Annotated in this window: 23 protein-coding genes; 6 read left to right on the forward strand and 17 right to left on the reverse strand. The window is 40.6% G+C overall.

Annotation, left to right across the window (positions count from 1 at the left end):
* Positions 1-105 precede the first annotated feature (105 nt).
* Positions 106-774 (reverse strand): YdeI/OmpD-associated family protein, encoded by a 669-nt coding sequence (locus tag AC3ISB_RS20900; protein WP_489274100.1) that lies wholly within the window; start codon positions 772-774, stop codon positions 106-108.
* A 695-nt stretch (positions 775-1,469) separates the two neighbouring features.
* Here AC3ISB_RS20900 and AC3ISB_RS20905 point away from each other — a divergent pair.
* A complete protein-coding gene (locus AC3ISB_RS20905) occupies positions 1,470-1,973 on the forward strand; it encodes a DinB family protein (RefSeq protein ID WP_480340191.1) in 504 nt (167 codons plus the stop codon).
* Between the two features lie 155 nt (positions 1,974-2,128).
* Here the strand turns inward: AC3ISB_RS20905 and AC3ISB_RS20910 are convergent, their stop codons facing one another.
* The 14 genes from AC3ISB_RS20910 to AC3ISB_RS20975 form a co-directional block, all read right to left on the reverse strand.
* A complete protein-coding gene (locus AC3ISB_RS20910; RefSeq protein WP_144526807.1) occupies positions 2,129-2,941 on the reverse strand; it encodes a PhnE/PtxC family ABC transporter permease in 813 nt (270 codons plus the stop codon).
* Between the two features lie 59 nt (positions 2,942-3,000).
* Entirely contained in the window at positions 3,001-3,786 is a 786-nt protein-coding gene (locus AC3ISB_RS20915; RefSeq protein ID WP_098369896.1) for a PhnE/PtxC family ABC transporter permease, read from the reverse strand.
* On the reverse strand, positions 3,776-4,564 hold the full coding sequence (gene phnC, locus AC3ISB_RS20920; protein ID WP_098369895.1) for a phosphonate ABC transporter ATP-binding protein: 789 nt from the start codon (positions 4,562-4,564) through the stop codon (positions 3,776-3,778). Before phnC ends, AC3ISB_RS20915 begins: the two co-directional genes overlap by 11 nt.
* Before the next feature lie 27 nt (positions 4,565-4,591).
* On the reverse strand, positions 4,592-5,626 hold the full coding sequence (gene phnD / locus AC3ISB_RS20925; RefSeq protein WP_098369894.1) for a phosphate/phosphite/phosphonate ABC transporter substrate-binding protein: 1,035 nt from the start codon (positions 5,624-5,626) through the stop codon (positions 4,592-4,594).
* A 128-nt stretch (positions 5,627-5,754) separates the two neighbouring features.
* On the reverse strand, positions 5,755-6,468 hold the full coding sequence (locus AC3ISB_RS20930; RefSeq protein ID WP_141993959.1) for a phosphonate C-P lyase system protein PhnL: 714 nt from the start codon (positions 6,466-6,468) through the stop codon (positions 5,755-5,757).
* Between the two features lie 22 nt (positions 6,469-6,490).
* Positions 6,491-7,669: a phosphonate metabolism protein PhnM gene (gene phnM, locus AC3ISB_RS20935; protein WP_489274103.1), complete on the reverse strand. Its 1,179-nt coding sequence runs from the start codon at positions 7,667-7,669 to the stop codon at positions 6,491-6,493.
* 31 nt (positions 7,670-7,700) lie between these two features.
* Complete coding sequence (locus tag AC3ISB_RS20940) at positions 7,701-8,546, reverse strand: ATP-binding cassette domain-containing protein (protein ID WP_141993961.1); 846 nt, start codon at positions 8,544-8,546, stop codon at positions 7,701-7,703.
* On the reverse strand, positions 8,547-9,401 hold the full coding sequence (locus AC3ISB_RS20945) for an alpha-D-ribose 1-methylphosphonate 5-phosphate C-P-lyase PhnJ (protein ID WP_141993962.1): 855 nt from the start codon (positions 9,399-9,401) through the stop codon (positions 8,547-8,549). It abuts the gene before it with no gap.
* Positions 9,394-10,530, reverse strand: a complete 1,137-nt coding sequence (locus AC3ISB_RS20950) for a carbon-phosphorus lyase complex subunit PhnI (protein ID WP_489274105.1) — start codon at positions 10,528-10,530, stop codon at positions 9,394-9,396. The genes AC3ISB_RS20945 and AC3ISB_RS20950 overlap by 8 nt, the downstream gene beginning before the upstream one ends.
* Positions 10,512-11,129, reverse strand: a complete 618-nt coding sequence (gene phnH / locus AC3ISB_RS20955; protein ID WP_141993964.1) for a phosphonate C-P lyase system protein PhnH — start codon at positions 11,127-11,129, stop codon at positions 10,512-10,514. The genes AC3ISB_RS20950 and phnH overlap by 19 nt, the downstream gene beginning before the upstream one ends.
* Before the next feature lie 12 nt (positions 11,130-11,141).
* Positions 11,142-11,567, reverse strand: a complete 426-nt coding sequence (gene phnG, locus AC3ISB_RS20960; RefSeq protein ID WP_141993965.1) for a phosphonate C-P lyase system protein PhnG — start codon at positions 11,565-11,567, stop codon at positions 11,142-11,144.
* Positions 11,568-11,845: 278 nt separating this feature from the next.
* Positions 11,846-12,547 carry a GntR family transcriptional regulator gene (locus AC3ISB_RS20965; RefSeq protein ID WP_141993966.1) on the reverse strand — a complete coding sequence of 234 codons (702 nt, stop codon included), beginning with the start codon at positions 12,545-12,547 and terminating at the stop codon, positions 11,846-11,848.
* 211 nt (positions 12,548-12,758) lie between these two features.
* Positions 12,759-13,643: a PHP domain-containing protein gene (locus AC3ISB_RS20970; RefSeq protein ID WP_489274108.1), complete on the reverse strand. Its 885-nt coding sequence runs from the start codon at positions 13,641-13,643 to the stop codon at positions 12,759-12,761.
* 165 nt (positions 13,644-13,808) lie between these two features.
* Positions 13,809-14,264: a hypothetical protein gene (locus tag AC3ISB_RS20975; protein ID WP_489274109.1), complete on the reverse strand. Its 456-nt coding sequence runs from the start codon at positions 14,262-14,264 to the stop codon at positions 13,809-13,811.
* Positions 14,265-14,641: 377 nt separating this feature from the next.
* Between AC3ISB_RS20975 and guaC the strand changes: the two genes are divergently transcribed.
* Positions 14,642-15,625, forward strand: a complete 984-nt coding sequence (gene guaC, locus AC3ISB_RS20980; RefSeq protein ID WP_141993969.1) for a GMP reductase — start codon at positions 14,642-14,644, stop codon at positions 15,623-15,625.
* A gap of 60 nt (positions 15,626-15,685) precedes the next feature.
* Here guaC and AC3ISB_RS20985 read toward each other — a convergent pair whose 3' ends face one another.
* Positions 15,686-16,027 (reverse strand): zinc ribbon domain-containing protein YjdM, encoded by a 342-nt coding sequence (locus AC3ISB_RS20985; RefSeq protein WP_076364546.1) that lies wholly within the window; start codon positions 16,025-16,027, stop codon positions 15,686-15,688.
* A gap of 158 nt (positions 16,028-16,185) precedes the next feature.
* Here AC3ISB_RS20985 and AC3ISB_RS20990 point away from each other — a divergent pair, with 158 nt between their 5' ends.
* From AC3ISB_RS20990 to AC3ISB_RS21005, 4 genes are all read left to right on the forward strand, one after another.
* Complete coding sequence (locus tag AC3ISB_RS20990) at positions 16,186-16,875, forward strand: response regulator transcription factor (RefSeq protein WP_098372051.1); 690 nt, start codon at positions 16,186-16,188, stop codon at positions 16,873-16,875.
* The gene (locus tag AC3ISB_RS20995) at positions 16,872-17,876 is read left to right on the forward strand and encodes a sensor histidine kinase (protein ID WP_098372050.1); all 1,005 of its coding nucleotides are present in this window, start codon (positions 16,872-16,874) and stop codon (positions 17,874-17,876) included. The genes AC3ISB_RS20990 and AC3ISB_RS20995 overlap by 4 nt, the downstream gene beginning before the upstream one ends.
* 100 nt (positions 17,877-17,976) lie before the next feature.
* On the forward strand, positions 17,977-18,738 hold the full coding sequence (locus AC3ISB_RS21000; protein ID WP_098372095.1) for an ABC transporter ATP-binding protein: 762 nt from the start codon (positions 17,977-17,979) through the stop codon (positions 18,736-18,738).
* Positions 18,728-20,674, forward strand: coding sequence for an FtsX-like permease family protein (locus AC3ISB_RS21005; protein WP_489274113.1), 1,947 nt, complete (start codon positions 18,728-18,730; stop codon positions 20,672-20,674). The genes AC3ISB_RS21000 and AC3ISB_RS21005 overlap by 11 nt, the downstream gene beginning before the upstream one ends.
* A 50-nt stretch (positions 20,675-20,724) precedes the next feature.
* On the opposite strand, the gene AC3ISB_RS21010 is transcribed toward AC3ISB_RS21005, so the two are convergent.
* Entirely contained in the window at positions 20,725-21,786 is a 1,062-nt protein-coding gene (locus tag AC3ISB_RS21010) for an NAD(P)/FAD-dependent oxidoreductase (protein WP_489274115.1), read from the reverse strand.
* Positions 21,787-22,059: the final 273 nt, after the last annotated feature.

Here is a 22,059-nt window from a genome sequence, read left to right on the forward strand (position 1 = left end):
TCACAAATCATAATTATTACGATTTAAGTTTTGATTCGGTCTAGTATATGCTTTTGATAGGATGAACAGAACATGAAAAAAGAGAATGGAAGACATTCCCCACCCTCATTTATTTCTTCGATATAGATCCCTGCTCTTGTAACCTTCTCCTAAAATCGTTTTCATTTCCTGGCGCCGTTTCACTTGGGTCGCCTCTTGTTTTGCACTATACACGTAACGAGCCCAATCCTTGCGATACCCTGGGGTAAGTGATTGATAGAACGCAAGCAAATCAGGATAATCCTGCAAATCTTTCTCAATTTCAGAAATCATTTCGATATAATCATCTACTGATTGGCTTGCTTTTGTAGATGGACGGTTTCTATTTTTCGAATCTTCTTTTAGTCCAACTACCGTAAAGACATCATCCAACCCAACCATACGTGCAAACTTCAGGTCACTCGAGCCAACATAACCGTCATCATCCGCACCAAGGCCTTGCATCAGATCATCACGATGAATATATGTAGCATATTCTTTATTCCCCTTCTTGGGATATGCCACATAGATATAGCCGTTTTTACTCAAATGATTTTTCTCGATCACCTTATCCACGATTCCTTTTAAAGAATCCATATCCAATACAAAAGCAAATATAAGATCATAGGCACTTTCATTAAGCTTTGTATCGTAATCCGGCAGCTCCGCTAAATAATCCGCCCCGGCTGGCAGATTCAAGACTGCAACCCGTTCATATTTATGTAAATTCAGTTTTTCGACTATTGTTTTAGCCATTGGGATTCACCATCCTCGTTCATTTTGTCTATCTTCAGTTTATAAGCTCCCCATTGCGTTAGCAACTTTTCTCTTGATAGTCTATCCAATATAAAAAGCAAAAAGACGATGTGTAAACCTTCCATCTTTTTGCATATAATCATTTCTAGGAAAATATTAACTGTGCTATAATTCAGATATAATCAATTCCAATGTCCTTTTAGTGAATGCCAGTATACATTATCCGGTTCATCAGAGGAAGCCCTGGACGTCGCATTCTTGTATTGAAGCGCGTAGGCATAAACTTAACTTTTTTGCATAGGCATGATAGGGTATCAAAGCTCCAAAAAATGTAGTCCCTGGAAGTACTGACCTGACTTCAGCTCTGCATATCTTCCTCAAGACAACATAAAAGCCAATCTTTGAAGCAAGGTCTTACACATGAAACATGCTTTTTTTATACAATGCGAGATATCTTTGACGATCTTTCCCAAATAGAACCTTCCTTATATGCATAGTGTCACACCCCATTAGACATTCATATTCCATCAATGAATAAAAATCATAATTCTTTTGAGATCAATGCGTTTTTTTATAAGTACCACATCGTTTCATCTTAGTTTTATTGCATTTGTCATGCAGTCGATATCCCTTTTTTCCTATAACAAAAATTCCGTGATGCTTTCAAATGGAGGTGTCACAAAAGGGGAGTTCTCATGAATTATATCGAGTATGATTTGCTATTCGAATCAAGAAACCAGTTAATAGAGGAAATTACGGAGTTGGATGAAACAATGCTCCACCATAAGCCAGTACCTGAAGTATGGGGCATCGCCCAAATTTGCCATCATTTATATCTTACGGAACAGGTTTTTACAGAAGCTATAGCAAATGGCATTCGGGAAAGGGATTTTAATAATATCATTCAAAAAAACATTTACCTGGTTACTAATAGAAAAAAGAAATTCGTATCCCCTGACATCTTTTCACCCTCTTCAACCCCATTTCAATTATCGGGCCTTATGGATTTGCTGGGAGAATCAAGGGATCGATTATTACAGGTTCTTTATGATATGGATTCAGATATCTTGTTAAATAGAAAGAAAGCCAAGCATCCCCTGTTCGGGGATCTCTCATTGGATCAATGGATTGAATTATTATCCTTACATGAACAAAGGCATATCAAACAGATACAAGAAATAAAGTCCGCCCTTATATAAGCCTTTCATGACAATGACTACATTTAAATCGATTTCCAAACAAAGAGACCACTTCATTTTGTGGTCTTCTTTCATGCATTCTATGAAACGAACGGACTGTCGGGGGCTGCACCAAATTGATAGATGGGCAAAACCCATATTTCCCTATTCTAGCATCAAGATGATACTTTAAGTTTCCTTTTGATTTGTGTTGCGAAGATTTCAAGACAGATTGCAATTATCAGGATAAAATAAGTGATTGCTCCAATTTCACTCAAGTCAAAGTAAAATCCACTTGCCATGAACATATCGAAGCCGATTCCTCCTGCGCCTGCCGCTGCGCCCATTGCGACCGCCACTGCAAAATTGATTTCAAAGCGCATGAAAGTCCATGAAATGATATAAGTGATCGAAGATGGAATGATGACTTGGAACACGATTTGCCACCAATTCGCTCCGCTTGCTTGCAGGGCTTCTATGGCACCTTTATCAATTTCCTCGAAGGATTCCGAGTAGGCCTTTACAAGGTAACTTATGGAGTGAAACGTCATCCCTATAACTGCCGCTACACTGCCCAACCCTGCTGCGACTGCAAAAATGAGGACCCATAATACGGTAGGTACGGCTCTAATCAGGGCAACCGATCCCTTTATGACAATCGATAATGGCTTGGACGAGATATTTCCAGCCGCTAATAGTCCCAACATCAGGGCAATGATTGCACCAAATATTGTCGTTAAGAAAGCTAAACCCAATGTAATCGACACCTGATAAAGCGCTTGAGTGAAGGTAAAGTGCTTCAAATGCGGCTCAAAAAACATGGTCTTCAAATTATCGACGGTCAATAATAGCGCGTCCCACAGTTTAACATCCTTATAATCAAAACTGGCAAAAGCGTATATGGTCAAAACTGCTAGTACCAGCACACTCAACCTAATGGCGATCGAAGATTTCGAGAAGGGCTTTTTGGCTAGTCGTTCAAGTAGCATTTTATCTAAATCCTGTCCAGTAGGAGAAGGAAATGATTTGATTGGACCCTCTGCCTGCATTATAAAATCACCCTCCTCACATAATTTGAGATCAATTCAATACATAATATCGAAATGATGATCGTAATGACGACAAGACTGGCAATGTCATAACTCAAGTTTTTATAATAAAGATTAAACGTAAAACCAATACCCGATCCTGTAAGCAGTCCGACCAATGTTGCATTCCTGATATTCGTTTCAATCATAAAAAGTACCCAGCTGATCATTTGCGGAATTGTTGAAGGGATAACAGACTGCGAAATGACGGTTAGATAACTTGCGCCGGTTGTCTGCAAAGCTTCTACGGAACTGCAGCTCACTTCATCGATCGTTTCAATGAAAGCTCTTGTTAAAAAACCGAAAGATCCGAAAAACAAGGCAAAATAACCGGTCAAGGAACTTTGTCCAAATGAGAATAACAGAACTAACGCCCATATTGAGACATCAATATTTCTAAATAAAACTGCTACCCCGCGGCTAAACCCTCCGAAAAAAGCATTCACCCTTGTCGTATTGGAACCCAATATCGCAAATACAAAGGCCAATATTCCCGCGAATGTGGTTGCAGCAACGGATATTAAAAGCGTTTCTTTCAGCTTTATCAAAATGTCCGGGAGTTTGGTTAGGGAATCCTTTGTTGGATAAAAGTTCGATAACGACCATTGTATGGCCTTAGGAACCGAAGTAACCCCTTTTGCGATGCTGAATTCTGTAATGATAATGGAAACAGCCGTCGCAGCCCCAATAAGCAAAAACAATACAAGTGAATTTCTTCTCTTTTTTGCAAAAACATCAGCCGACATGGGAACCTCCCAAATCAAAAATCAACTTTCCTTCATCTGATCCATAAATCTGATGGATATCATTTGAGGTAATATTTTGAGTTGTGCCATTGAAAACAACCTTCCCGCCATTCACACCGATGATTCGATCCGAATACTTCAGGGCAACATCGACTTGATGCAGGTTGACTACGACTGTGATCCCCATGGAAGTGCAGATATTCCTTAAATGATCCATGATCACTTTGGAAGAATTCGGGTCAAGAGAGGCAATCGGTTCATCGCATAATAGCAATTTAGGATTTTGGATAAGCGCCCGCGCAATGCCAACCCGTTGTTTCTGACCTCCGCTCAACTGATCGGACCTTTTATAGATTTGATCTTCCAGACCGAGAATTTGGAGAACTTTAGCAGCCTGAAGTTTCTCCTCTTCACTATAAAGGCCAAGGATTCCAGCCAATGTAGATTTATAGCCTAATCGTCCATGCAGGGTATTTTCGATCACACTTAGTCTATTTACAAGATTGTAATGCTGAAAAACCATCCCTATTTTCCTGCGTACTTTCTTTAACTCCCTTTTATTCACCTTGTATACATGATCATTATCAAAAATGATTTCTCCGCTAGAAGCATCGATCATCCTATTGATGCATCGAAGGAGAGTTGATTTCCCTGCTCCAGATGGCCCTATGATAGAAACGAACTCTCCTTCTTTCACAGTGAAGTCAATATTGGATAACGCCTTTGTACCATTTCCAAAATGTTTTGAGACATTTTTCACTTCCAATAATGTTTTCATGTATGCTCCTCCTACATTTTACTGCCTTTATTTAGATAATTCCCGGATTGGATTGAACCAGTCATCCTCAACTTCTACCAATCTTTCTTTTCCGCTCACCCGTTTAAATAGACCTGATAACTTAGAATCTTCCGGTACAAAAACTTTCTCATTATTTGCCATTTCATCGGACATTAACGTTTCAAGAATTTTTTCACGTGTCTCCTCACTGACTAATTCGGTGTTAACAACGAAAGGTGCATTCAGAACCGGAGTCACTGAAATGAGTGAGAATGTCTTATCTACAACTGTGTTGAAGGGTTCAGCTGCATCCTTCTTCACCTTATACACGGCACCTGCTTTATTCTCTTCCCCATCAGCCAGCTCCACATAATTATTGACACATGTGTCACAAAAGGCCGCCACTTCCGCTTTCCCGGTCAAAAGATTAACAGCCGATCCTTGGTGTGAACCGCCATAAAGCACTTCACTGAAGAATTTATCTTTCCCGCCTTCCAATAAATCCTCGGCCGTTAATTCCTTAAACTTATCTTGCTGCGAAAAATAATCAACGATTCCTGTGGAAGGGACTTTGAAGCCAGATGTTGAGCTATTTGATACGAAAGAGAACTTTTTCCCTTGGATACCGTCTATCTTGTATTCGCCGTTAATTTTATAGTCATCTGCATTTTGAACGGCCAGCCAGCTATTATAGACTGCATCATCCAACGTACCTGATTCACCGCTTGGAACAACTAGAGGCTGAACACTATCGTTTTTGTTGTTTGCTTCAATATATCCTTGCGCTCCCAGGAATGCTAAATCCGCGTTTCCATTAGCAATTGCCTCGATTGCAATGTTATAGTCCGTAGTGGTCTTATGTTCGACTTTCTTCCCTGTGGCGTCCTCCAAGATCTTCCCGATTTCATCGCGGGCTTCCCCTAAATCTTCCCCGGATTCATTTGGCAGCCATGCTACGGTTAATGTATCATCTTCATTTGCACCTGTTGAACTAGTGGAAGAACAGCCTGTGAACACCAGCAAAATAACTAACATCAATATGGACATCATCGATTTTTTCACGTTAAATCTTCCCTCCTATTTAAAAGATCTTTTCTTATTTCAGTCACTTCCCATAAAACAATACCGGTACAATACTAACCTGCCGTTAAGGAGGCTGAACATTCAGTAAAATTTATGTGAATTCGTCGTTAAATTTTTTGAATAGCTTGAGTAAAACATCCATTCTGTATGCTATATTCTTTATTTACTAACCGATTCATGAACTCCAAGTCATGAAAAATGCCCAGCATTGTCGTTCCTTCGTTCATTAGCTGTTCCAGCAGGGTTTTCACCTTCACTTTAGAATCGTGATCCAAACTTGCAGTCGGTTCATCCAGCAGGAGGAGCCGCGGCCTTTTCACCATTGCTCTTGCTATATTTAACCTTAGCTTCTCCCCTCCTGAAAAAGTAGCAGGGTAACTGTCCCATAGCTCTTTTCCTATTTCAAAGTGGTCGAGGATTTTTTCCGTTTCGATATTGGCCATTTCCCTGGTTTGTCCCATTTCAAGGATGGCACCGGTAACGAGCTGCCTTGCTGTAGTTCTTGGCATGACATTTAAAAATTGGGATACATAGCCTATCTCATGCTTACGCAGGTATATCATTTCCCTTTCTGTAGCTTTTGCTAGATTAATCGCACCATAGTGGGAAGATTCATACCAGATGTCTCCTTCTTGAACCCGATAGGTACCATAAATCGATTTTAGGATCGTTGATTTTCCGCTGCCGCTCTTGCCTGTAATGCCAATGAATTCGCCTTTTTTCACTGTGATCGTAATGTTGCTGACCGCATGGATATTCTTGCGTTGATTATGTAAAATAAAAGACTTTGATAAATCATTGATCTCCAATATGTTCTCCACTTTCCCACCCGCTTTCTAAAATTTAGATCCTGTAATTCGTTTTTTGAATCAATTTTCCGTCTACAATCACAGTTGTTATTACAGGGAAATCACCCGAAATTTTTTCAATTATAAGTATGTCAGCCTTTTTCCCTTCGTGAATCGACCCAATTTCGTCCTCCATCTTGACTGCCTTTGCGGGATTAATCGTAACTAGCTTAAACATATCGACAAGATCCATCCCATGGTTTTCGACCAATTCAAACATTGAATGCAGCAGGGCCGCAGGGTAATAATCACTGCATAATATGTCTATGCTTCCATCCTGAATTGCTTCAGAGGCACTTAAGTTCCCGCTATGAGAACCTCCCAAAAGCACATTTGGTGCACCGGCTATGGTATACATCCCCATATCATGGGCCTTACGGGCAATCTCAAGTGTGATTGGAAATTCACTTATACTTGTTCCGAAGCTGTGAACCAATTCAAGCTTCTCTATTGAATCATCATCATGTGAGGCAACGGCAATATTATTTTCCCTTGCTAGAAGTGCAATTTCCTTCATTCTTTCAATCGTCAGCTTTTCTTTCACTTGATGAGTCCGGATCATCACATCAATGGCTTCATCACTATAATTGTTATACCCCCTTAAAGTGTTTCGATATATCTCTAGATGCCGATACTGCCCTTGTCCTGGAGTGTGGTCCATGAATGAGACCAGATGCACTTTCTTTTCGGAAACATATTCTTTTAAACTATCAATATCCTCCAAATTATCGATTTCATACCGGGCATGAAACCGATGACGGACCAGGTGCTTCATCGTATGTGTTTGATCAATTAAGTCGATGAGCTTCCTTACATTCTCAGGCTCCCGAATTGGCTTATATGCGTATTCAGTGGATTTATAGAGCGACAGAGAATGAAACATGGTCGTGATCCCGTGCGTAATCAGTTCCTTTTCCGTTTCTCTTAAGCTCAATTGAAAATTCATTAAAGAAGTCGGGCGCGGCGCAGTCATATGTTCAATATAATCCGAATGGAGATCAATGAAACCAGGTGAAACATATCCACCCAAAGCGTCCAGCACTTCCATCTCAGGACTCATTTCGATTTCTCCCACAGGTGCAATCCGGCAAATTCTATCATCCTTAATTAAGAGATCTTGGTCCATCAGGATCGAGTCTTCCGTAATTATTTTTCCATTTTTAATCAGCAACAATGTCTCTTCCCCCATTTTCCTTTAGTTTCTTTTACAGCAGTGAGTGTACTAATTTTTGGGTATAAGGATGCTGTGGATCTTCGAGTATTTGATCTGTTAAACCTTGCTCGATTACTTTACCCTCCAGCATGACGAGCGTACGGTCTGCAAGCATTCGGATTACGCCCAAATCATGGGATACCAATACAATGCTGATATTCAAATCTCTTTGGAGACCTTTAATTAGATCCAATACACTTGCTTGAACTGATAAATCCAAACCCGTGGTGACCTCATCCAAAAGCAGTATGGGGGGATTGTTGGACAATGCTTTTGCTATCTGGACCCGTTGCTGCATTCCGCCTGAGAAATTCCTTGGTTCTTCTTTCATTCGATGAATGGGAATATTGACTGCTTCAAGAAGCTCGGCGCCTCTTGTTTCCATGCTGCCAACATGTCTGTTCCCAGCTGAAATTAACTTCTCAGCAATATTGCCTATCGAGGAGAAATCCATTTTCAACCCTAGAATCGGGTTTTGATAAACCTTCCCCATCAGGTGGTTTCGAACGAATCTTTTTTTCTGGGCTGACTCCATGAATAAATTCTTTTTTCCATCCTCAAAGCCCGCCACATACATTTCTCCATCTGTTACTTCTTCGTCAAAATATAAACTTTTCATTAAAGTGGATTTACCGCTGCCGCTTTCCCCTACAATTCCGAGAACTTCACCGTGATACAAATCAAACGTCACATCTCTACAGGCATATACCGTCCCGCATTCGTGACAATAGTTTTTCGCCACTTTTCCTAATTTCATATGTTTACAAATTGAACATCCGTTACCGTACTGTTTGTTCATTTGTTTAACCGATAATACGGGTACCTCTAGCACAGACATTTAATTCACTCCCAATGATTGTTTTTGATTGACCATTTCAAGGCAATTGCTTGTATCATTGCATAGGAAATACGTTTCCCCTGATTCCTCATCAACAAGTTCATCCAAAAACACATCATTGGACCCGCAGAGAATGCAAGCATGATTTGTAAAGGACTCGATTTCAAATTCGTAATCATCAAATGCCAAAGATGATACATTTGTATAAGGAGGTACTGCATATACCTTTTTCTCCCTGCCTGCACCTAACAAAATGAGCGCTTCACTTTCGTCCAGCTTGGCATTATCGAATCTTGGTATTGGACTTGGTGCCATGACATACCTGTCGTGGACCATCACCGGATGGTCTGCATCCGTCGCCATTATTCCGTACTTCATGATTTGTTCAAATAACATAAGCCATGCACCGCTATACTCTCTCTCAGCATGAAGCTTTTTCGTTTCATGTTCGCTCGGCTCAAAATTCCTTAAAGGTTCCGGTAATGGAACTTGAAGAATTAAAATCTGGTCTCGTTGCAACGGCACTTCCGGCACCCTGTGTCTAGACTGGATTAAAGAGGCATCTTTTGTGCTATCCGTCGTCCTTACCCCAGTGGTGTCAGATACGAGTTTTTTTATGTTAACGGCATTAACGGATTCATCCGAACCTTGGTCGATCACCTTAAGGACGTCATCCTTTCCAATCAATGACAATGTCAACTGCAGGCCGCCCGTGCCCCAACCACGCCCAATCGGCATTTCCCTTGAAGCGAATGGGACTTGATAACCGGGAATGGCAATCGCCTTCAGTGTTGCCCTTCTAATCTCCCGTTTCGACCCTTCATCAAAGAATGCAAAATTATAGGTTTTATTCATGCGATCCAACCTCCTGCTCTGTGGTCTTATCTTTTGACTTCCGGATGCTATCAAGCTTGGATTGGAACGTAACATAATGAGGCATCTTCAAATGGGAGATGAAACCCGTTGATTCAACTGAATCTATATGATAAAGGACGAATTCCTCGTTGTGACTTGGAAACTCCTTGTTGGGTTTTTCCAGGCAATTATCCAGGATGCCCATTGCGATTGCTTTTGTTTCATTTTGTCCCATGCACATGCCATAGCCAACTTCAAACTCTATTTCTTTTTTGCCTTGTTCTTTCTCTACCGTAAGCGGAATGAGCATCTCTACCTCCGTTGCTGTAAAGTCCCCAATATAATAGCTATCTTCCCCTTGCCCTTCGTCCAGCAGCGGGTGATCGAGATGGACGGGCAGCTGACCTACCCGCAGCTCCCCTACTGTCGGGTGCAGTGCACCATATCCACGAATGACTGCATAAGCAAGTGATGTCACTGCACCGGTTTGGCCTCTTGTTAAAATTTGCAGGCGTTCACTCCGCATTGAAGGAAACTCCAGACTTTTCCTTGTAACATCCCCAGGCTGCAAATCATTGTTTTCACAGCTTGCTAATAAGCCTTCACTTCTTAAGTAGTCCAAAACTTTAGGCAGAGAGTTTAAATCAGCCATATGGTTCTGATATTCTGTTGAATGATTTTCTTTTTGAAAAGCCCGTAACCAATCTTGAATGCTTATATCCGATTCATTTTCCAGCTCCGAATCTAGTAACCGATGTGTATAATCGGTCGTGGCACCTAAAATCTGTCCGCCAGGTACATCCTTAAAACTAGCTGAAATCCGCCGTTCCACTTTCATATTTTCAGAACTGATCACACGTGAAACATGTTTTCGCGGCAAAGTGGATCGATAGGCCCTTAAGAGGAAAACAGCTTCTTCCGGATTGCCTTCAGCCTGTTTAATGGCAAGTGCAGCCAGTGATTGATCATACAAACTGCTTTCTGACATAACCTGATCAATCAGCCCTCTCATCCCAGCTTCTATCTTATGCAGCTCTATAGCCGTCCCTTTTTTGACCCGTTCATACTTTAAGCGTTTGATCGATTCCTCAATCGCCTTTGTTCCTCCCTTTACTGCAACATATCCCATATAATCTCACCCCCATTTTCTTTAATTTGAGTCGTTCTCGGTAAAGCTATTAAACGATCTTGTTGATCCACAAAATACATATCGATTCCTAAAGGGAATTCTATGTTTTTTTCGTTCCTTACACCAAGCCAGGCGGAGACATTCGGGAGGCTTATGAATGATTCCTCTTGAATTCCCGGTCCAGAAAGAATCATTGAGTCCCCTTTCGTTACATCCGGCACTTCTAGAATGATCATTGCCGATTCATGGGGGTTAAACAGATTTCCTACCTTTGCTTTATTTATCGCTTCCTTCATTTGCTCCTCGGAGGCATCATGTAAAATAAAGATAAAATCCGCTTCCGGCAAATCGACAGGCTTTGAATAAGTAAGCTGATTGATCATTCTTGACACCGCCTCCCCCTCCTTTGCAATGACCTTAAAAGTCACTTCAGGGTCAAGTACCGTTCGTGCAAGCAGGATAGTAGAAGATAGGCATTCCATTTGAACATCCAAAGTCTTGGCTTCCCTCTCCAAAACCACTAAAGTTCCAGGTCTTGAAGTCGCCGTTACAAGCTTTCTATAAACAGTTTGTATATCATGAACTACATCCAAATTCATTACTTTCCCCCCTTATTGAACATCCATTGTTTCAAAGTTTACCTTGGTTCTTAAGATTGATCGATTCAGCTCTTGAAGATTTTTCTGTATATTCTCCTTCTCATTTTCCAAAACATGTGACCATGATCTCGTTTCGCCAAGATCAGCCTGATAAGCAGCATCAATGATAGCTAAACGATGTGCCAGCTCTTCCCGATGTCCCTTAACGATACCAATCCCAATTGAATCCTGAATTTGGACCGTGCATTCAGTCACCAGCATTTCCCCAAGATAAAACAAGCTCTTTTTTGCCGTTTCCCTTGTCTTTAGCAACACAAGGGCACTCTCTGGCTTTTGAATGACGGTAACTTTATATTTCATTGCTATTTCCTTGGCAAATTCCTTCGCAATGTCCTCAGAGCCTTGAATCAAAATCTCGGTTCTTTCCCTTCTTCTCATTCCATTGGCCTCCAATGTTTTAGTTTCCCGCTACATCTTCAATGTATCTTGTTGCCAAGTGAACGTACGTTAAGAAAGAGTAAATCTTGTATGAAATTTGTTAAAGCCGGACCTACACTATTCAAAATTTCGTGCCATTACTCGTGAATTCGAGCTTTACTCGTGAGTTTCGTACTTTTACTCGTGAATTCGAAGCATTTACTCGTGAGTTTCGTACTTTTACTCGTGAATTCAGAGCATTTACTTGTGAATTCGAGCGATATCTGGAATGGAAGTTTTTATATAACATATGTGAAACAATCGCTTCGATAGATTATGACCGTGTGCTCAAGGACTTGATTGCTCCGCTTATCCCGGCATAACGATTCCACTTGCAAAAGTGGAATTAAACTTGAACACTGCAAAATATCCCGTTCGAAAAGAGTAGGAAAAATCACGTTCAGTGTACTGCTGCTGGATCCGAATTCCACAAAGCCATGCTGCCTATAATATTGAAACATGGAGGTAATATCAGGACCGTCCTTTTCAATTTCAGGAAATGTTGATTTTGCTACAAAAGATGTATGAAGAGCAATCGGGAAATCGTCCATTAACCTAAGCCTGCCAATTTTAAAGACCTTGTCATCCCTTTCCGCCTCGAGGCTTTGAAAAATCTTCTGATCATAAGAAATTTCTTCGCAAAAAATAGTACTCGTTTGAAAGGAAAACTGGAATTCTTTCATTTTCTCGGTGAAACTGACATCTCCGGATAGAATTAACGGAATTTGCTTCTTGCTTTCCTGGACATAACTTCCCTTACCTTGCTTTGAATAGATAAAGCCTAAATCTTGAAGCTGCTCGTATGCCTTCCTGACAACCATTCTTGGAACATTAAATTGATCAGCGAGTATATGCTCTGAAGGTAACTTTTTATCCAATTGAAAGGTCCCACTCTTAATTTCCGATATTAAATGATCCACTAAAAAGTTTTTTTCCGCCAACAGAAATCCCCCTTTAAATATTAGATCTGTCCAATACCTATTTTTCCTTGTTAGTGTCAGTGTACTGAGAAAATATGAAGCTACCATGATTTTCTTGTAAAAAAAAAGTCCTGGTCAATTACCAGAACGAAAGGGAATACTTATTTTATGGATCTTTTCAATACGACATCCAGCATATGATCAGGTCGCTTTCACAGCAAAACTCCTGGTTTCATAGATAGATATTTTTCAATACCACATCATTAATGGACATGCTTTTTTTCCTTAATTTCAAAGCATCCACACATTCCTTTCCAGGGCTCATGCTGCCAAGCCGAATCGGATTCTCCCCATAATCCCCATGAAAATCCGAACCTCCTGTCTTAATGAGATTATATTGATCTGCATATGAAATCGCTCTTTCCTCTTCTTCATGACCATGATGAGGATGAAGAACTTCAATCCCTTCAAGCCCTGCTTCTACAAGATCGGGAATAATATCGAAGCTCCCGTATTGTCCAGGATGAGCAAGGACCGGAACGCCTCCGGCAGCACGAATCGCCTTCACAGCAAGGATGGCATCCACATACTCTATAGGAATGAAGGCAATGCCTGGCTCTTCTCCATTTTGGCCGCGACTGAAGATCTTCTTATACAAATCTCCATAGATAGAATCCGTATACCCCGATTCGCGCAGCGCCAGCATAATATGCTGTTTATAAACACCGGTTCCTCCCCTGAATTTAGAAACCTGATCCCAAGTTATTCGATATCCTGCATGAATCAGCCGTTCCACCATTTTTTCAGAAGCTGCATTCCTCTTATGAATCAGTGGATTACATAGCTCCTCAAGCGCCTTATGACCAGGCTCAACAAAATAGCCCAAAATATGTACACGCCTTCCTCTTGCAAAGTCATAACCAGAAACTTCTATTCCAGGGATGATTTCAATTCCTATTTCCTTTCCCCGTTCCACCATCTCTTGCAATCTCATCGTTGTATCGTGATTCGTAATCGCTATATGGCCAATGCTTTCCCTTTTTGCAGTCTCCAATAGTTCTTCAAAAGAACTGGAACCATCTGAAATGTTCGTATGACAATGTAATTCAACCTTCATGCCAATCCCCCCATTCTTATTCGTTACCCATTATCATTTTAACTTAGTGCCATGTCGGTCCCGTTAAGAAGATGTAAAAAAACGTAAAGGTGTAAAAGTCATACAGATTGGTGAAAATACTTAAGTATTTAAGGCTGTGGACAAATAAAAACATTCGAGTTGATTTCAGAAATCCGTTCCCTTTCCGCCGACTGTCTGCCAACTCATCAAAGCAAGCGCCTTTGGTGTCTTGGCTAGCCAGTTATTCGGCTGGAATTTCTTCAATCCATTAAGGATTACTGTAAAAAAACATGAAGGATAACCTTGTCTTAACCAAGGTTCGGGATGAGCCCGCCTGCAGTTTTTCTTTTTAAAAACATTCGAGTTGATTTCAGAAATCCGCTCCCTTTCCGCCGACTGTCTGCCAAGCCTCCTCGACGCAAGCGTCTCCGGGGTCTCGGCTAGCAAGTTATTCGGCAGGAGTGTCGCAAATTTCTTCAATCCATTAAGGATTACTGTAAAAAACATGAAGGATAACCTAGTCTTAACCAAGGTGCGGGTTGAAACCATTCCCATTAGGTCGACAAACTCAAAGAAAGCGATTTCACCTGCAGATTGCCTGGAGAGGAAACAACGTCCCATTTTACAAGCACTAAAACTGCTGGCAAACAATTATTATCTAGTTTGTGGACAAAAGCAGTTCTATCTATAAATAAAACAAAGTTGATTGGAGCGGGTGTGCGAGACTCCTGCTTAGAAAAGCGAGTCCACGGGAGACCCCACAGGCGCAAAAGCGCCGAGGGCGGACCGCCCGCGGAAAGCGAGTGCCTGAAGAGGAAATCAACGTTCCATAGTATCATGTTCGTTCGCCTTTTAACGGATTTTCCATCAAGCTGAAATAAAATCAAAATAAAACCATTAAAAATTTTGACTTACTGTCAAAAATGATGTACATTACCTATTGGGCGAACAATTTTAATAAATAAATATAAAAATATTCGTATATAGAGGTGCATAACATGGAAAACGTGTTTGATTATGAAGATATTCAATTAATTCCTGCAAAATGTGTAGTAAATAGTCGTTCTGAGTGTGATACATCCGTTACTTTGGGTAAACATACATTCAAGTTACCTGTAGTACCTGCAAATATGCAAACGATCATTGATGAAAAGATTGCCATTTACTTAGCTGAAAACGGTTACTTTTATGTAATGCATCGTTTTGAGCCAGAAAAACGACTGACTTTCATTAAAGATATGCATTCACGAGAATTGATCGCTTCCATCAGTGTCGGCGTTAAAGAAGAAGAATACGGATTCATTGAACAATTATCGGCTGACAACATTGTGCCTGAATACATTACTATAGATATTGCACACGGCCATTCCAATGCCGTGATAAAGATGATACAGCATATTAAAAAACATTTACCTGAAAGTTTTGTCATAGCAGGAAATGTGGGAACTCCTGAAGCGGTACGGGAATTGGAACATGCCGGTGCGGATGCTACAAAGGTTGGCATCGGGCCAGGGAAAGTTTGCATCACTAAAATCAAGACTGGATTTGGAACGGGCGGCTGGCAGCTAGCTGCACTTCGCTGGTGTGCAAAAGCGGCAAGCAAGCCAATCATAGCTGACGGCGGCATTCGCACGAATGGTGATATTGCTAAATCAGTTAGATTTGGAGCTTCCATGGTCATGATCGGTTCACTATTTGCTGGACATGAAGAATCTCCAGGTCAAACGATCGAGAAAGATGGAAAGGCCTTTAAAGAATACTTTGGTTCAGCTTCTGAATTCCAAAAAGGTGAAAAGAAAAACGTTGAAGGTAAAAAGATGTATGTCGAGCACAAAGGATCTTTGGAAGATACGTTGAAGGAAATGGAACAAGATCTTCAGTCTTCCATTTCATATTCCGGCGGAACCAAGTTGGAAGCCATCCGGAATGTGGACTATGTGGTCGTTAAGAACTCAATCTTTAACGGTGACAAAGTTTATTAAGAAGGAATCATTAACGTAATAAAGAACGGCCTAATCAATGGATTAGGCCGTTTTTTATCATTATATCTTTTTAACAAATTGGGATTTTAATTTCATTGCACCAAAACCATCAATCTTGCAATCAATATCATGATCTCCATCAACTAGACGGATGCTTTTGACTTTAGTGCCCATTTTTAAGACGGATGAGCTCCCTTTCACTTTAAGGTCCTTGATTACCGTAACGGTATCACCATCGTTCAAGGCATTTCCATTAGCATCCTTGATAGTCTTCTTTTGATCACCATTTTCCGTTTCCGCTTCCACCGCCCACTCATGGGCGCATTCCGGGCAAACAAAAAGGCTTCCGTCTTCGTATGTATATTCTGAATCACATGCAGGGCAATTAGGAAAATCAGACATAAATTCACTTCCTCCATTCGTTATTGTCAATTCTAATATAATAATGGTTTACACACAACCGGCAGGCTATTACAGTTCCTGTTCCTCCCTACCTCTAGAACCTATAGAGTTTTTACTATATACTTTTAAGAAAAAGCTGGAAAGTGCGGTGAACCCTTTTGTTTAAACTACTATTGATAGAAGATGATACGACGTTATTCAATGAAATTAAAGATAGATTGGCGCAATGGTCTTATGATATTTACGGAATCGGCGATTTTAGTAAAGTGGTTCAGGAATTCACGGAAATAAAACCTGATTTGGTCATCATTGATATACAGTTACCGAAGTTTGATGGGTTTCATTGGTGCAGAATGATCCGGTCCCATTCCAATGTTCCCATCATCTTTTTATCTTCCCGTGATCATCCTACCGACATGGTGATGTCCATGCAGCTTGGAGCTGATGATTTTATCCAGAAACCCTTTCATTTCGATGTACTCATCGCAAAGATACAGGCCACCCTACGCCGTGTCTATAATTACAATACCGAAAAGGTCGAGTTGAAAACCTGGTGCGGCGCAACTGTGGATTACGAGAAGAACACGGTGTCGGCCGAGACTGGCACAATCGAATTGACGAAAAATGAAATTTTCATCTTAAAAAAACTCATTGAACAGAAAAACAAGATCGTAAGCCGTGAAGAATTGATCAACAGCTTATGGGATGACAAACGTTTCATAAGCGATAACACCCTTACAGTGAATGTGAACCGTTTACGAAAGAGATTGGATGAACTCGGTTTAGGGCATTTTATCGAAACGAAGGTTGGACAGGGCTATATCGCCGTAGAAGAGGCAAATGCATGATCAGAAAATTTCTCGTGGAAAGGTTCAGTTGGATCATATTCTACATACTTCTTCATCTATTCATTATCTTTGTCGCTTATCTTGATACGGCGATACCGTTAAAGCCCATACTGTATATTGTTTTTTTATCATTGCTCATATTCATTATATTTTTGATATTCCGCTATAAAAAAGAAACATATTTTTATAAAAGTTTAGAAGCGCGGGAAGACAACCTGGATATTACGAATATAGCCGAACCAGAAAGTCCTTTTGAAAAAATCATAGAAAACAGCATCATTAACCAAACCGAAATATTGAAGCAATCGGCATCAATTGGTCAAATGACTTTAGAGCAGGAGAAGGATGAATTATTAGCTTGGATTCATGAAGTGAAGACACCATTGACGGCGATGCATTTAATGATTGACCGCTTGGATGATGAATTGCTGAAATCGCATTTGACTTATGAGTGGCTCCGCATTCACCTACTTCTTGATCAGCAGCTCCATCAAGGGCGCATGCCTTTCATCGAAAATGATTTGTATATAGAGAAAACCGATTTGGAAACAATAATCTTTGATGAGATTAAAACGCTGCAATCATGGTGCATTCAAAAAGGGATCGGCTTCGACATACAATTGGATGTAACCGAAGTGCTTACTGATGCCAAATGGCTGGCCTTCATCATGAGGCAGCTCTTGACCAACTCCATTAAATACAGTGAAAACTCAGATATCCTGATATATAGCCATGAACAAGCTGGACAAATGGTTCTTGAAGTGAAAGATTCTGGACGGGGCATCGACCCAAAGGATTTATCCCGCATATTTGATAAAGGATTCACTTCCACGACAAATCATCGTGACACTGCCGCAACAGGCATGGGTTTATATTTAACAAAGAATGCAGCCGAGTCCCTATTCATCTCCATTGACGTGAAATCAGAGCTTGGAACCGGAACGACCTTTACCTTGACCTTCCCAAAAAGGAATGATTTCGTGAATATCACAAGCATGTGACAAAAGTGTCACATGCTTTTATTCTTTGTTCGTCCAAACGAAGGAAAAGAAATACATGGCCTTTTATAATGAGGATATAGAAAAAAAGGAGTGTATCCAAATGAATATATTAGAAGCGAAAAAAATCCATAAAAGCTATGGTAATAAATTCAATAAACAAGAAGTATTAAAGGGTCTTGATATAAGCATACAAGAAGGTGAATTCGTAAGTATCATGGGTGCATCCGGTTCAGGAAAAACGACTTTACTTAATGTCCTTTCCTCGATTGATAAAATCAGCAACGGCACCATTACGATCGATGGAAAAGAGATTTCGGGGATGAAAGAAAAGAAGTTGGCCGAATTCCGTAAGAACCATCTAGGCTTCATCTTCCAGGAATATAACTTATTGGACACACTGACTGTCAAAGAAAATATCCTTCTGCCCTTGTCCATTACCAAAACGCCCAATAACGAAGCGGCACAAAAGTTTGATAGCGTGGCGAAGGAACTTGGCATATATGAAGTGAAGGATAAATACCCAAATGAAATTTCCGGCGGTCAAAAACAGCGTACGTCTGCAGCACGGGCTTTCATCCATGATCCAAGCATCATATTTGCGGATGAACCGACTGGGGCGCTTGATTCCAAATCAGCTTCCGATTTACTGAACAAACTGAGCGAAATGAATCAAAAGCGCAAAGCGACCATCATCATGGTAACCCATGATCCAGTGGCGGCTAGTTATTGCAGCCGAGTCATTTTCATTAAAGATGGACAAATATATACACAATTGAATAAAGGTGAACAATCCAGACAAACCTTCTTCAAGGACATCATGAAAACACAAGGTGTATTGGGAGGGGTTCAAAATGAGCATTAATCAACTCATCTTGCGAAATTTGAAGAAAAATCTGAAGAACTATTATCTGTATGTGTTTGCCCTGGTCTTCAGCGCTTCCCTTTACTTTGCTTTTGTCACCTTGCAATATGACCCAGCGCTGGATGAAGCGGAGGGTACGGTGAAAGGGGCCGCCTCCATCAAGGCTGCATCGATCCTGCTTGTTGCAATTGTTTCCATATTCCTTTTATATGCCAATAGCATTTTCATAAAAAGACGCAGTAAAGAAATTGGCTTATTCCAATTGATAGGCATGACGAAGAACAGGATATTCCGGATCCTGAGTGTGGAAAACCTGATCCTGTATTACTGTTCCGTATTCCTGGGAATCTTTGTAGGGTTTGCCGCTTCAAAATTGATTATCATGATCCTATTTAAAATAATGGGTGTCCAGGCAATCGCAACCCTTAAATTTTCTTTTCAGCCGCTAGTGCAAACCTTGCTCGTTTTTAGCGCCATCTATCTTTTCATCATGTTGATGAATTATGCCTTCATTAAAAGGCAGACCATTCTATCATTATTTAGAGTGACTTCAATGACGGAAGGAAAAGTGAAAAAGGTTTCGATGTTCGAAATGATCCTCGGGATATTCGGGATCATCCTGATCATTGCTGGCTATGTCGTTTCATCCAAATTATTCGATGGAGCTTTTACAGAGATGACCGAGCTTTTTATGGCCATGATATTCATTTTGGCAACCGTCATCATCGGTACCTACCTATTCTATAAAGGATCCGTAAGCTTCATCTTTAATATCATCCGTAAAAAGAAAAATGGCTATTTGAACATTAATGAAGTATTGTCCCTTTCATCCATCATGTTCCGGATGAAATCGAATGCGATATTATTGACGATCATCACGACAGTTTCCGCTTTGGCGATCGGGTTATTATCATTAAGCTATATCTCCTACTACTCAGCGGAGAAAATGGCACAAAGCTCTATCCCCACCGATTTTTCGATGACGGATACGGAAGATGCAGATGCATTCAAAAAAGCATTATCAGACAGTAAAATTGATTATGACGAAAAGGTGATCGATGTCATTCAAGTGGATGTCAATGTAAAGGAAATAATGGAAACGAGCCTCGAAGGAGTGAACTTTGATCCTGACATCATGACTGTTCCCGTCATCAGTGATGAATCCGTTAAAGGAATCAACCTTGCTGAAGATGAGACCCTTTTCAGCGGATACAGTAATATGATGGAGAAGGTCATGTCCTTGAAGGATTCCGGAAAGATTGAACTGAAGGGCAAAACCGAAGTGATTCCGCAAACATACATGGGATTGAATGATGATAGCATCCTGTCCTATTACTTCACGAATGGCGGATTGCCCGTTGCCATTGTAGACCAAACGATTTTCGACCGTTTGAAAAAGGATGTCGACCCGAAGATCCAAAAAGTATCATCTGTAAATATCGGTATTGATGTGAAGGATGAAGCTGAACTTGAAAAAGCGAATGATCTATTCAATAAAATGAGTTTTAAAGAAGAACATGTGAATGATTCCCAATTTGAAATGTTCAACACCCAGAAGAAGAATATGGGTCTTATCATGTTCATCGTCGCCTTCTTGGGATTAACCTTCCTCATCACATCCGGTTGCATCCTGTATTTCAAGCAAATGGATGAAAGTGAAGGTGAAAAATCCAATTACACCATCTTAAGGAAACTGGGATTCACGCGAGGTGACTTGTTAAGAGGAATCCAAGCAAAACAAGTTTTCAATTTCGGCATTCCTTTAGTCGTCGGGCTGCTTCATAGTTATTTCGCAGTCCAATCAGGATGGTTCTTATTCGGGACCGAAGTTTGGACACCGATGATCATCGTTATGGCATTATACACGGCATTGTATTCGATCTTCGGAATCCTATCCGTATTTCATTACAAGAAGGTCATTAAAGAATCTCTATAAGTGCTAAAAAGCTCCAGGGCCCATGAGGCCCTGGAGCTTTTATTTTCCCTTTAAAGTACCCCAGCCGGTTTCATCATTTCCTTGATCAATTCCCTGTTGCGCTTTTTAAAGATTTCATTATGGGAAGAAACCATCCCCACTCCGTGAGCGTCAGGCTGGATATATTGCTTTGCTTTGTTTACGGCATTTGCTGCATCTTGAAAAGTACCTGCTATCAGGTTCAATTTACCTTCATGCTTAAGGATATCACCGGCAGCGTATATTCCATCCATCGAGGATTCACTTAAAGAAGTACCTTCAATATAATAATTGTCGGCTATGGCTATATCCACTTTACTATTTCGAAGCAGCGATGTATCACGCTCATAACCATGATTGATGATGACTTCGTCGATCGGCAAGTAAGAAACCTCTCCCGTTGCGTGATTCGTCAGTTCAACATGCTCAATTGATTCATGATCAGCGCAGGCGATCAGTTTTGTAATCGTCGTATTCAAAAAACAAACAGCAGAGCTTTCCATCAATTGCCTTGCTTGTGATTCATGACCTGCTAAACTATCTTTCCTGTATGTCAGATACACCTTTTTGGCGATGGGCTCCAATTCATTTGCCCAGTCTATAGCAGAATTCCCGCCGCCTGAAATGATCACCGTCTTATCCTTGAATCGATTGAAAGACTTAACAGTATAGTTTAAATTGGAGACTTCAAACCTTTCTGCCCCGTCTATTTCCAACTTTTGCGGATTCAGAATTCCGCCGCCAACCGCGACAATAATCGTCTTGGAAAAGTGCATTTGACCTGAAGCCGTATGTAAAACGAAGATACCTTCTTCATTCCGTGTGATGGATTCCACTTTTTCATTCAAGACGACTGTTGGATTGAATGTTAAACCTTGCTCCACTAGCTGCTCAATTAATTTTTCCCCAGTAGTGGGTGTCAGCCCTCCTACATCCCAAATCATTTTCTCCGGATAGACATGAATTTTCCCGCCTAGCCGTGGCTGGTATTCAATCAGTTTAACTTTCATTTCTCTAAGTCCGCTATAAAAAGTGGAGTAAAGGCCTGCTGGCCCTCCCCCAATAACCGTTACATCATATAAATCTTGTTCCATTTACGCCCACTCCTCGGTAATCAAATGTGATTGATTATCATTCTCATTTAATCGTACACTCTTTTCTCACTTTTTACAATATGGATTTATTAAAAGACTCTGTTCATTTTAAAAATCAACAGAGTTTTTTAATTCCAATCACTAAAACTTACCATTCATTAAGTACGTATGAATGATAAATGGAGTATTACCATTATAATGAAAAATCAGGTTGAAAACGGAATAAGGGTATGGGACGTCAAAGAATATTATTGCTAAATTATTTTTATCCTC

This window comes from Peribacillus sp. GL_122 (assembly GCF_057835005.1).